At 75.2% G+C, this 12,257-nt stretch carries 9 protein-coding genes and 1 pseudogene; 6 read left to right on the forward strand and 4 right to left on the reverse strand.

All coding sequences use genetic code 11. The features are described 5' to 3' along the window. Positions 1-885: 885 nt before the first annotated feature. From ACFCX4_RS13015 to ACFCX4_RS13025, 3 genes and pseudogenes are all read right to left on the reverse strand, one after another. Positions 886-2,022 (reverse strand): annotated as a pseudogene (locus ACFCX4_RS13015) (diguanylate cyclase domain-containing protein); the annotation flags it as partial. A 521-nt stretch (positions 2,023-2,543) separates the two neighbouring features. Next, on the reverse strand, positions 2,544-3,656 hold the full coding sequence (locus ACFCX4_RS13020; protein ID WP_376141466.1) for an adenylate/guanylate cyclase domain-containing protein: 1,113 nt from the start codon (positions 3,654-3,656) through the stop codon (positions 2,544-2,546). A 278-nt stretch (positions 3,657-3,934) separates the two neighbouring features. After that, positions 3,935-4,855 (reverse strand): biotin--[acetyl-CoA-carboxylase] ligase, encoded by a 921-nt coding sequence (locus ACFCX4_RS13025; RefSeq protein WP_376141427.1) that lies wholly within the window; start codon positions 4,853-4,855, stop codon positions 3,935-3,937. A gap of 275 nt (positions 4,856-5,130) precedes the next feature. Here ACFCX4_RS13025 and ACFCX4_RS13030 point away from each other — a divergent pair, with 275 nt between their 5' ends. From ACFCX4_RS13030 to ACFCX4_RS13055, 6 genes are all read left to right on the forward strand, one after another. Then, positions 5,131-6,720, forward strand: a complete 1,590-nt coding sequence (locus ACFCX4_RS13030; RefSeq protein WP_376141429.1) for an acyl-CoA carboxylase subunit beta — start codon at positions 5,131-5,133, stop codon at positions 6,718-6,720. A 35-nt stretch (positions 6,721-6,755) separates the two neighbouring features. Next, positions 6,756-6,977, forward strand: a complete 222-nt coding sequence (locus tag ACFCX4_RS13035; protein WP_376141431.1) for an acyl-CoA carboxylase epsilon subunit — start codon at positions 6,756-6,758, stop codon at positions 6,975-6,977. A gap of 296 nt (positions 6,978-7,273) precedes the next feature. Then, positions 7,274-7,399 carry a morphogenic membrane protein MmpB gene (gene mmpB, locus ACFCX4_RS13040; RefSeq protein ID WP_376141433.1) on the forward strand — a complete coding sequence of 42 codons (126 nt, stop codon included), beginning with the start codon at positions 7,274-7,276 and terminating at the stop codon, positions 7,397-7,399. 45 nt (positions 7,400-7,444) lie between these two features. Beyond that, complete coding sequence (locus ACFCX4_RS13045) at positions 7,445-8,044, forward strand: nucleoside triphosphate pyrophosphatase (protein ID WP_376141435.1); 600 nt, start codon at positions 7,445-7,447, stop codon at positions 8,042-8,044. Between the two features lie 165 nt (positions 8,045-8,209). Beyond that, positions 8,210-8,998 carry a hypothetical protein gene (locus ACFCX4_RS13050; protein ID WP_376141437.1) on the forward strand — a complete coding sequence of 263 codons (789 nt, stop codon included), beginning with the start codon at positions 8,210-8,212 and terminating at the stop codon, positions 8,996-8,998. Between the two features lie 242 nt (positions 8,999-9,240). Then, on the forward strand, positions 9,241-11,013 hold the full coding sequence (locus ACFCX4_RS13055; RefSeq protein WP_376141439.1) for an acetyl/propionyl/methylcrotonyl-CoA carboxylase subunit alpha: 1,773 nt from the start codon (positions 9,241-9,243) through the stop codon (positions 11,011-11,013). A 144-nt stretch (positions 11,014-11,157) separates the two neighbouring features. On the opposite strand, the gene ACFCX4_RS13060 is transcribed toward ACFCX4_RS13055, so the two are convergent. Then, positions 11,158-12,120, reverse strand: a complete 963-nt coding sequence (locus ACFCX4_RS13060; protein WP_376141468.1) for a DeoR/GlpR family DNA-binding transcription regulator — start codon at positions 12,118-12,120, stop codon at positions 11,158-11,160. Positions 12,121-12,257 lie beyond the last annotated feature (137 nt).

Here is a 12,257-nt window from a genome sequence, read left to right on the forward strand (position 1 = left end):
GGCCGCGGCCGCCGGGGCCGGGGCGGCGACCACCGCGGTGCCGCCGAACGCCAGCACCGCGCACAGAACCGGACCCGCCAACCGCGCACGCACCACGGACAACCCCCGTCGTCGGGATCCGGCGGCGCCCCGACGGCCCGCCGGCCGCCCACACCGTCCCACGCACGCCCGACCGCGCACCCCGCCGTGACCCGACCAGGACCCGGCCGCGACCGAACCGCGACCGGCCCGGCACTCCCGGCAGCGACGTCCCGGCCGCCACGGCACCGCGGCCCGCGCCGCCCCGCCCCGCCGGGCTCAGCCCTCCGGCGGGGAGGCCGGCCCGGCCAGCGCCACCGCCACCAGCGCCCGCAGCGCGGACGCCACCTGGCCCAGCGGCAGCGTGGCGTCGTCCGCGAACAGCTCCAGCAGCCAGCCGCCCGCCGGGTTGCGGCCCCCGGCCGCCACCATGCCCCGGTAGCCGGAGACCACCAGCATCGCCTCCTCCGCCGGGTCGTTGCCCGCCGCACCGGCCCGCAGCGCGAACGCGCCACCGCGCACCGCCCGCCGCGTCACCGGGTAGTGCCGCAGGTCGAACACCGCGTCCGGCGCCTCGATCCGGGCCCGCTGCGTCTCCGCCCGGGCGCTGCTCGGCCCGCTGGTCATCCGGTAGACGGCGTGCCGTGCCGTGCGCATCAGCTGCGAACCCGGCGGCACGTACGAGATCCACCAGCCGACCGCGTCCAGCAGCCCGGCCGAGGTCTCGGCGACGACCGCGAGCTTGCCGATCGTGTCGGCCGGGTGCACGGCCCGCGCCGCGCCCTGCCGGTCGAGCGCGGCGAGCACCGCCGTCAGCAGCTGCCCCGGGTCGGCGCTGTGCGCGGCCCCCCGGAACCGCCGGCGGTCCCCCGCCCCGGCCCGGCCGCCGGGCCGGAAGCGGCCGTCGCCGCGCTGCTGCGGGTCGGCGGTGTCGGCGAGCAGCACCGTCGGGTCCGGGGCGAACCCCGGGCCGTGGCTGCGGCCGGCCACCACCGGATGGGCCGCACGGGCCGCCTTCGCCCGGTACTGGGCGGCGTCGGCGAGCCGGAACAGCCGGTCGGGCGTGGTGACCGGGCCGATCGAGTCCCCGGTGGAGGCGACCCCGCAGGCCACCCCCTCGCCCTCGGACAGGGCGAGCGCCCGGGCGCACAGCTCCTCGGCGACGGCCACCACCTCGTCCGCCTTCTGCCCCTCGGCGAGCAGGCAGAACTCGTCGCCGCCGAGCCGGGCGGCCAGGCTGCCGGGCAGCTTGGCCGCGGCCAGCGACAGCTGGTGGGCGAACCGCTCCAGCAGCCGGTCGCCGACCTCGTGCCCGAGCTGGTCGTTGACCCGCTTGAGGCCGTTGACGTCGCAGACCACCAGGGAGACCACGGTGTTGTCCCGGTTGTGCGCGGCCAGCGCGCTCTCCAGCCGGGCGTCCACCGCGCGCCGGTTGGCGAGGCCGGTCAGCGGGTCGGAGAAGGCGAGCCTGCGCAGGTCGGCGAGGCGTTCGGTCTGCGCCAGGCCGGCCGAGATCTGGGCGGCCAGCAGGGTCGCGTAGTCGGCGTCGGCCTCGGTGAACTCCGGCAGGCCGGTGGTGCGGGCCAGGTAGAGCTCGCCCCAGGCCTGCCCGTGCAGCACGATCGGCGCCACCACGCAGCAGGCCCGGCCGCGCCTGCGCAGCGCGGCGGCGCGCTCCTGGCAGTACGCGCCCGCGGTCGGGTGCGCGTGCCCGGCGTGCGGCTGGGTGTTGTCGGCGGTCTGCACCCAGGCCCGCGGCAGCCGGCCGGTGGTCCAGCGCTCCTCCAGGTACGTGACGATCTCGGGGAAGTCGGCGACCGGGTAGGACTCGTCCTCCGGGAGCTCCTCCTCCCCGGGGGAGAGCGCGCCGTGGTTGACCAGGACCCGCAGCCGGCCGGACTCGCGGTCCCAGACCGAGACCGCGGCCATGGTGGCGCCGAGCGCCTCGGTGGCCCGGACGGCGGCGGCCCGCACGGCCTCCAGCGGGGTGAGCGCGCCGGCCATGTCCTGGGCGAGTTCGACCACGGCCTTCAGCCGCGCGTCGGTGACCGGGCCGTCCCCGGGGGCGCCCCCGGGTTCGGGGACGACGGGCGACGGCGCCGCGGCCTCCGACGGCTCCCGCGTCCGGCCGCGGTCACGGCCGCGGTCCGTCATGATCGCCTCACTGCTCACCGGCTCGCCTCGCTCCCTGTGCCCGGTCCTGCTGGTGGTCCGCCGGGGTGCCCGGGTGCCCGTGGTGCCCGCGCACGTCCGACGGCCGTGCCCGCGCCCCCGGACGGCTCCTGCCCCGTCCGGCGGCCACCACCCGGTGGCCGCTTGCGCGGGGGCGGCGGGGAGGACGGCGGCCGGACCGGGAACCGGGACGAAGGCGCTTGCCCCCAGACTATGGCGGTTTCGTTCGGTTATGCCCCGTTTGCGCGTACGGGCCCACCGCAACGGGCGTCCTTCCACCGTTCGGCTGGTCCCGCGCGCCGCTCCGGACGGCCCCGGGGGCGGCGGTCCGCGGACGGCGGCCGGGTGACCGGCTACTCCGGACGCGGCCGCCGGGAGAGCAGCCAGGGCTCGACCAGCCCGAGTCCGCGCACCGGCCGGCGCCACATCGGCTGCAGGTTGAACCGGTGCCCGGCGTCCGGCCCCGCGACCGGCTGGCCGGACGGCGGCATCCCGGCCGCCGCCGCCAGCGCGTCCGAGAGCCCGGAGCCGTCGGCGTCCGGCGGCGCGACGCTGCCGTTCTGCTCCAGCGCCGCCGCGAACTCGCCGTCGATCAGCACCGCGTCCTTGGGCGCGATCGAGGTGAGCCGGCTGGCCAGGTTCACCGTCGTGCCGAACACGTCGCCCATCCGCGAGGTGACCGTGCCGAAGGCCATGCCGACCCGCAGCGCCGGGATGGTGTCGTCCTCGGCCAGCGCCTCGATCAGGCTCAGCGCGATCCCGGCGGCGGTCACCGGGTCCTCCGAGACGAAGAGGATCTCGTCGCCCAGCGTCTTGATGACCCGGCCGCCCTGGCCCGCGATGAGGTCGGAACAGGTGTTCTCGAAGGTCTCGACCAGCTCGCCGAGCTCCTCCTCCTCCAGCCGCCGCGACAGCCGGGTGAAGCCGACCAGGTCGGCGAAGCCGACCGCGAGCCGGCCGCTGGTGATCTCGTTGTCCTCGGCGGCCTGCACCACCCGGCCGGTGACCGCGGCCAGCTGGCGCCGCCAGACGTACACCAGGAACTGCTCCAGCTCCGGCAGCAGCAGCTCGACCAGCGGGTAGGCGACGTCGGCGCGGGTCAGACCGGGCTCGGCGGACTGGGTGAGGTTGTCCAGGAAGGTGTCCATCTGCCAGCCCGCCAGCCGGGCCGTGGTCTGCCCGGTGGAACGGGCCACCTGGATCGCCATCGACTCGCTCAGCAGACCCGACTCCACCAGACCGGCCAGCCGGCGCAGCGCGATCACGTCGCCGTCTGTCAGCGCCCGGGACTGGCCGATGTCCGGGAAGCCCATCGCCCGCCAGAAACGGGTGGCCAGCTCCATCGGGACGTCGGCGGCCCGGGCGGCCTGGTACGGGGTGTAGCGGCGCGGCGCGTCCAGGATCAGGCGTTCGAGGTCGAGGGCGACCGTCTGGTCGTCGGGGACCACCGGGCCACCGTTGCCCACAGCGCCGTCGCCGCCGCCGTTGCCGCCGTCCTCTGCCACCGTTCCGTCCCCGTGCGGTCGCCGCACTCGCCTCGTGTCCTGCCGGTCCGGGCGCGCCCGCCACCCGGTGGGCAGTGGCGCGCCTCACACTGCTGCCAGGTGGAATGTTCGCACGGAATCGCGCGATCCGGGGCATCCGCCCGAGTCAAGGGGAGGTAAGGGGACGCACCGGCCCCCGCCCGGCGCACGGCGCGGACCGGCCGTTCCCGGCGGCGCGCCCGGCCGTGCCCGGCCACGCCCTACCCCTCGCCGCGCGGCTCCGGGCGCACGTGGACGACGTCCCCCGCGCCGACCGCCCGCCGGGCGCCGTCCGGGGTGCGGACCACCAGCCGGCCGTCGCCGTCCACCGCCACCGCCTCGCCGCGCAGTTCGCGGTCGCCGGGCAGCAGCACCCGCACCGGGCGGCCCAGCGTGGTGCACCGGTCCGCGTACGCGCGCAGCAGGCCGCTGGCGTGCGGGTCGCCGGCGGCGGCCGTCCACTCCCCGTACAGCTCGGCGAACTCGCGCAGCAGGGCGCGCAGCAGGGTGGCCCGGTCGGTGACGGAGGCGCCGGCCAGGGCGAGCGAGGCCGCGGTGGGGACGGGCAGTTCGGCGGCGCGCAGCGAGACGTTCAGGCCGAGGCCGGCGACGACCGCGCCGCCGCTCAGCTCGGTGAGGATGCCGCCGAGCTTGCGCTCCGCGCCGTCGATCTCCGCCTGGAGGTCGTTGGGCCACTTCAGGCCGGCCCCGACCCCGGCGACCCGGTCCAGGGTGCTCGCGGCGGCGACGCCGACCAGGATCGGCAGCCAGCCGTAGCGTTCGACGGGTACCCCGTCCGGGCGAAGCAGGAAGGACAGGAAGAGACCCGAGCGGGCGGGCGCGGTCCACGGCCGTTCGAGGCGGCCCCGGCCGGAGTTCTGGGCCTCGGCGACCAGCACCGCGCCCTGCGGGGCGCCCGCGCGGGCCCGGGCGGCGAGGTCGGTGTTGGTGGAGCCGGTCTCCTCGACGACGTCCAGGGAGGTCCAGAGGCCGCCCGGGAGCAGCAGGTCGCGGCGCAGCGCGGCGGCGTCCAGCGGGGGGCGGTCCAGGTCGGTCCACGGCGACGGCCCGGCGTGGCCGAGGCCGCGCAGTCCGCTGCGGCGGCGAGGGGTTCCGGGCGTGTCGGCGGTGTCGGAGGTCATGCGGCTCACCCTAGGACGCGCCGGGCGCTCCCGCGGGCGGACGGACGCGCGGGCGGGCAGGCCGCAGGCCGTCCCATCGTCCCCCACAACCCGCGACGGCCACACTGTGTCGCTGGCCATAACCGCCGGACGTTACGTCCGGCCCTCCGCGCTGGCTACGCTACCCAACGGTAGTTCGTTGTGCCGCCCTGCACCCCTTCGTCCGCGCCGGCCCCCACCCGGCCCGCGCGCCCCCGAGAACAGGCGCGGCCCATGGATCAGGGAGAGCCACCGGAATGACCGAGGCGCCGTACGACCCGCACACCACCGCCGGAAAGCTCGCCGACCTCCGGCGCAGGATCGACGAGGCGGTCCACTCCGGCTCCGCCAAGGCGGTCGAGAAGCAGCACACCAGGGGCAAGCTGACGGCCCGCGAGCGGGTCGCGGAACTGCTGGACGAGGACTCCTTCGTCGAGTTCGACGAGTTCGCCCGGCACCGCTCCACCAACTTCGGCCAGGAGCGGAACCGCCCCTACGGCGACGGCGTGGTGACCGGCTACGGCACCGTCGACGGCCGTCAGGTCGCGGTGTTCGCCCAGGACTTCACCGTCTTCGGCGGCTCGCTCGGCGAGGTCTTCGGCGAGAAGATCGTCAAGGTCATGGACTTCGCGCTGAAGACCGGCTGCCCGGTCATCGGCATCAACGACTCCGGCGGCGCCCGGATCCAGGAGGGCGTGGTCTCGCTCGGCCTGTACGGCGAGATCTTCCGCCGCAACGTGCACGCCTCCGGGGTGATCCCGCAGATCTCGCTGATCATGGGCCCCTGCGCGGGCGGTGCGGTCTACTCCCCCGCGATCACCGACTTCGTGGTGATGGCCGACCGGACCTCGCACATGTTCATCACCGGCCCCGACGTGATCAGGACCGTCACCGGCGAGGACGTCGGCATGGAGGAGCTGGGCGGCGCCCGGACCCACAACACCAAGTCCGGCAACGCCCACTACCTGGCCTCGGACGAGAAGGAGGCGGTCGAGTACGTCAAGAGCCTCCTGTCGTACCTGCCGTCGAACAACCTCTCGGACCCGCCGTCCTTCCCGGAGGAGGCGGACCTGTCCGTCACCGGCGCGGACCTCGAACTCGACACCCTGGTGCCGGACTCGGCGAACCAGCCGTACGACATGCACACGGTGATCGAGCACGTCCTCGACGACGGCGAGTTCCTGGAGACCCAGCCGCTCTACGCGGGCAACATCATCACCGGCTTCGGCCGGGTCGAGGGCCACCCGGTCGGCATCGTCGGCAGCCAGCCGATGGACCTCGCGGGCTGCCTGGACATCGCCGCCAGCGAGAAGGCCGCCCGGTTCATCCGCACCTGCGACTCCTTCAACGTCCCGGTGATCACCTTCGTCGACGTGCCCGGCTTCCTGCCCGGCACCGAGCAGGAGTGGAACGGCATCATCCGCCGCGGCGCCAAGCTGATCTACGCCTACGCCGAGGCCACCGTGCCGCTGATCACCGTGATCACCCGCAAGGCCTTCGGCGGTGCCTACGACGTCATGGGGTCCAAGCACCTGGGCGCGGACCTCAACCTGGCCTGGCCGACCGCGCAGATCGCCGTGATGGGCGCGCAGGGCGCCGTCAACATCCTGCACCGGCGGGAGATCGCCGAGGCCGAGGAGGCCGGGCACGCCGACGAGAAGCGGGCCGAGCTGATCGCCTCCTACGAGGACACCCTGCTCAACCCGTACCTGGCCGCCGAACGCGGCTACGTGGACGCCGTCATCGCGCCCAGCGAGACCCGCCGGCACATCGTCCGCGGGCTGCGCGCGCTGCGCGGCAAGCGCGAGACGCTGCCGCCGAAGAAGCACGGCAACATCCCGCTGTAGTGGCTCCGAGCAGGAGGACCGCGAGAGGATTGAGCATGGCCCCGATCCACGTGCTGCACGGGCAGCCGACCCCCGAGGAGCTGGCCACCGTCCTGGCGGTGGTCCAGGCCCGGGCCGCCGCCGCACAGGCCGCCGCCGAGGCGGCCCGCCGGGCCGGCGCCGGCCCGGACTCCGCCTGGAACGACCGCGCGCGCCGGCTGCGCGCCGCTCCGCGCCCCGGTGTGAACGCCTGGCGCACCTCGGGCTGGGCCGGATAGGGCGCACACCCCGGCCCACCGGCGCCGGCCCGCACCGGCCGCCCCGGGGGGCCGCCACGGGCACCCGCCCGGGGCGGCCCCCCGCCGTACGCGCACGGGCCCGGGCTCTCCCCGCCCTGCGGCGTCCTCGCTCTGCAAAGCGCACGGAAGCCTTGCGGCACAAGGCCACTCGCCGCTCTGCGGAGTCCACGGGGGCTCCGCGGAGCAGCGAGCCGCTCCGCATAAGCCCGGATTGCCCCGAAAGCTGAGTACGGATACTCAGGCGCCGCACCGCCCTCCCGGAGCACCCTGGAGCGATGCTCTGGTCAGACCCCCGCGACGAGCCCTCCCCGGAGGCCCGCCGGATGCAGCGCCGGCTGCACCGGGCCGGCCACGTGCTCGCCGTCCTCGCCCTGCTGATCGCCGTCCTGCTGATGATCTGACGATCACCGGACGGCCGCCCCGGGCGCCCCTCTACCCTGGTGGGCATGACCGACCGCCGCACCCTCGTCCTCGCCTCCGCCTCCCCCGCCCGCCTCGGGCTGCTCCGCCAGGCGGGCCTCGACCCGCGCGTGGTGGTCAGCGGCGTCGACGAGGACGCCCTCACCGCCGCCACCCCCGCCGAACTCGCGCTCGTCCTCGCCGAGGCCAAGGCGAAGGCCGTCGCCGCCGGCCTCACCGAGGGCGAACTCGTCATCGGCTGCGACTCGGTGCTCGAACTGGACGGCCTGGCCCTCGGCAAGCCCGCCGACGGGACCGAGGCGCTGGCCCGCTGGCGGTCGATGCGCGGCCGGGCCGGCGTGCTGCGCACCGGGCACTGCGTGATCGACACCGCCACCGGCCGGCGGGCCTCCGCGACCGCCTCCACCACCGTCCGCTTCGGCACCCCGGACGACGCCGAGGTCGCCGCCTACATCGCCACCGGCGAACCGCTGCACGTGGCCGGCGCGTTCACCCTGGACGGCCGGTCCGCGCCGTTCGTGGAGGGCATCGACGGCGACCCGGGCAACGTCATCGGCCTCTCGCTGCCGCTGCTGCGCCGGCTGCTCGCCGACCTGGACGTCCGCATCACCGACCTCTGGGCCTGACGGAGCCCGCCCGGCCCCCCGGCCGCCCCACGAGCGGCCGGTGACGGCGCGTGCGGAAAACCGGACGATCCGCACCAACTGACCGGTTGATAACCTCGTTCGGGGCACGCCGGGGCGCGCCCGGGGGCGCCCGCGCCCCGAACCGACGGGGGAGGTGGCGAGCGGATGACCGACGGTCTGCTCAACGTCCTGCTGGGCCTGCTGGCCAGCGCCATCAGTGCCGCGCTCGGCTGGCTCGGCCAGAGCCTGCGCCGAAGACGGCGGCTGGAGCGGACCAGGGCGTTCCTGGGTCTGCCCGCCGGCAGCGAGTGCCTGATCGTGGTCAACCGCAGCATCGGCACCGGAGCGCACCCCCGGACGGTCACCCGGCGCGACGCCTATGCGCTGATGGAGCTGGCCGCGCTGGTGAAGGAGTGCGGCGCGCACGCCGACCTGGTCGCCCACGACGCCGCGCCGCGCGGGCTCGGCACCAGGACCGAACTCTGCTTCGGCGGCCCGGTCTCCAACGAGCGGATGGCCGCCCACCTGGCCTGGGGCCTGCCCGGGGTGACCGTCTCCAGCGACCACTCGGAGCTGGACAACACCATCACCGTCGACGGCCGCTCCTACACCGCCGACGTGCACACCGCGGAGTACGTCCTGGTGGCCCGGCTGGCCACCCCCGGGGGCGGCCGCCCGGTCTTCCTGATCTCCGGACAGACCGGCATCGCGAACCACGCCGGTGTCCGCTTCCTGGTGACCCACCACCGCCGGCTGACCCGGCGCCACGGCACGGACGGCACCTTCGCCCTGCTGCTCCGGGTGGTCAACCCGGCGGCCTACGGGCCGGACGTCGTCGAGCCGGTCGCCGACGTCACCGCCGCGGCCCTGGCACCCGCCCCGGCCGGTGCCCCCGACGGCGCCCCCGGCACGGCCGGCCCCGCGGCGCGGCCCGCACCCTCCCCCGCCGCTTGAGCCCGGCTCTCGGGGTGCTTGGGTGTGGCTAAGGCCACCACCCCGCCACGCCGCCCCGTCACCGAGCGCGAGCGCCGCGGCGCGGCGGCCGTACCGGCCACCACCTGCGCGGACGGCCGACGGGCCGTCCACCGCCCGCCGGAACGCATCACCCTCCGTGTGGGATAGTTCACAACCTGGGGCTACTCGCCGGTACTGCCCAGGAATCCATAAACTCGACGAGGTTCAAGAAGGGAGCCACAGTGCGCAAGGTGCTCATCGCCAACCGCGGGGAAATCGCCGTCCGCGTCGCCCGTGCCTGCTCGGACGCCGGTATCGCCAGCGTCGCCGTCTACGCCGAGCCGGACCGGGATGCGCTGCACGTCCGCGCGGCCGACGAGGCTTACGCGCTGGGCGGCGACACCCCCGGCACCAGCTACCTGGACATCGCCAAGGTGCTCCAGGCCGCCGCCGACTCGGGCGCGGACGCCGTCCACCCGGGCTACGGCTTCCTGTCGGAGAACGCCGACTTCGCCCAGGCCGTCATCGACGCGGGCCTCACCTGGATCGGTCCGCCGCCGCAGGCCATCCGCGACCTCGGTGACAAGGTGACCGCCCGGCACGTGGCGCAGCGCGCCGGTGCCCCGCTGGTGGCCGGTACGCCGAACCCGGTGTCGGGTGCGGACGAGGTCGTGGACTTCGCCCGGGAGCACGGGCTGCCGGTCGCCATCAAGGCGGCGTTCGGCGGTGGCGGCCGCGGTCTGAAGGTCGCGCGCTCGCTGGAGGAGATCCCGGAGCTGTACGAGTCCGCGGTGCGCGAGGCGGTCGCGGCGTTCGGCCGGGGCGAGTGCTTCGTGGAGCGCTACCTGGACAACCCGCGGCACGTGGAGACCCAGTGCCTGGCCGACAAGCACGGCAACGTGGTGGTGGTCTCGACCCGTGACTGTTCGCTGCAGCGCCGGCACCAGAAGCTGGTCGAGGAGGCGCCCGCGCCGTTCCTGACCGCCGAGCAGAACGCCGAGCTGTACCGGGCGTCGAAGGCGATCCTGAAGGAGGCCGGCTACGAGGGCGCCGGCACCTGCGAGTTCCTGGTGGCGCTGGACGGCACGATCTCCTTCCTTGAGGTCAACACCCGTCTGCAGGTGGAGCACCCGGTCACCGAGGAGGTCACCGGGATCGACCTGGTCCGGGAGATGTTCCGGATCGCGGACGGCGAGGAGCTGGGGTACGGCGACCCGGAGGTGCGGGGTCACTCCTTCGAGTTCCGCATCAACGGCGAGGACCCGGGCCGCAACTTCCTGCCGGCGCCGGGCACGGTGACGCTGTTCGCGCCGCCGTCGGGTCCGGGCGTCCGGCTGGACTCGGGCGTGGAGACCGGGTCGGTGATCGGTCCGGCGTGGGACTCGCTGCTGGCGAAGCTGATCGTGTCGGGCCGGGACCGCAAGCAGGCGCTGGAGCGGGCGAAGCGGGCGCTGGCGGAGTTCCGGGTGGAGGGCATGGCGACGGCCATCCCGTTCCACCGGGCGGTCGTGACGGACCCGGCGTTCGCGCCGGAGGTGCACGGCGGCGACGGGCCGTTCCAGGTCTTCACCCGGTGGATCGAGACCGGCTTCGACAACACCGTCCCCCCGTTCGCCGGTGCGGCGGGCGAGGGCGAGGAGGCGGAGGGCCGGGAGACCGTGGTCGTCGAGGTCGGCGGCAAGCGGATCGAGGTCTCGCTGCCGTCCTCGCTGGGTGTCGCCGCGGCTCCGGCGGCCGGTGCGGGGGCCACGAAGGCCAAGCGCCGGGTGGGTGCGAAGAAGGCCGGTTCGGCGGTCAGCGGTGACACGCTGGCGTCGCCGATGCAGGGCACCATCGTCAAGGTCGCGGTGGAGGAGGGTCAGGTCGTCGCGGAGGGCGAACTGATCGTCGTCCTGGAGGCGATGAAGATGGAGCAGCCGCTGAACGCGCACCGGGCGGGCACCGTGGTCGGCCTCAAGGCCGAGGTGGGGGCGAGCGTCTCCAGCGGTGCGGCGCTCTGCGAGATCAAGGACTGACGCGTTCCGCGACGTTCCGCCGCCGGTCCGTACACCTCCGGGTGTGCGGACCGGTCGTGTTTTCGGCGGTGGTGCGATCCGGTGGTGCGGCGGGTGGGTCGGTGCGTTCCGGCCAGGGGGGGCGTATCCGCCGGAATGCGGGGCTCAGCGTGCGCGCGGCAGGCCGAGTTCGGCGAGTCTGGCGGGCAGGGTGCCGCCCGGTCCGCCGGGCCCGCCGTGGGCGCCCGGCCGGCGCTGGCCGGGCAGCGGGGCGGCGCCGGGGGGCGGCGGGACGGCGCGGCGGACCGGGGGACCGGGCTGGGTGTGGTGGACGGGGCCGCTGCCGGTGCCGTGCACGGGGGTGTCGCCGGGCGGCGGGGCGCCGAGCGGCGCGAGGTCGATCTGCACGCCGCAGTCGGCGAGCGCGTCGAGTTCGCGTGCGGTGGCGTCGTCGGCGGTGGCGTGCTCGTCGGTGACGAGGCGGGTGATGTTCTCGGTGGGGACGGTCTGGAACATGCTGTCCGCGCCGAGCTTGGTGTGGTCGGCGAGGATGATCACCTCGGCGGCCGACTGCACCAGGGCCCGGTCCACGCTCGCGGAGAGCATGTTCGTGGTCGACAGGCCGCGTTCGGCGGTCAGTCCGCTGCCCGAGACGAAGGCCTTGGTGACCCGCAACCCGTGCAGGGACTGCTCGGCCCCGCTGCCCACGAGGGCGTAGTTGGAGCCGCGCAGGGTGCCGCCGGTCATCACCACCTCGACGCGGTTGGCGTGCGCGAGGGCCTGCGCCACGAGCAGCGAGTTGGTGACGACGGTCAGCCCGGGCACCCTGGCGAGCCGGCGGGCCAGCTCCTGGGTGGTGGTGCCGGCGCCGACGACGACGGCGTCGCCCTCCTCCACCAGGCCGGCGGCGAGATCGGCGATGGCGCTCTTCTCGGCGGCGGACAGGTGGGTCTTCTGCGGGTAGCCGGGTTCGCGGCTGAAGCCGCCGGGGAGCACCGCGCCGCCGTGCCGGCGGTCGAGGAGCCCTTCTGCCTCCAGGGCCCGTACGTCGCGGCGCACGGTCACTTCGGAGGTCTGGACGACGCGGGCCAACTCCCGGAGCGAGACCGCTCCGTTGGCGCGCACCATTTCGAGGATCAACTGGCGACGTTCTGCTGCAAACACAGAACCGACGGTAACCCGCGTGACCGTCTGCTTTCAGGCGTTTGCTGCTAGTAGCGGGAATTGCTCACGCCGGAGCGGCGCATGACCGTACAATCCGCGCC

This window comes from Kitasatospora sp. NPDC056327, assembly GCF_042261735.1.
Taxonomy (GTDB): Bacteria; Actinomycetota; Actinomycetes; order Streptomycetales; family Streptomycetaceae; genus Kitasatospora.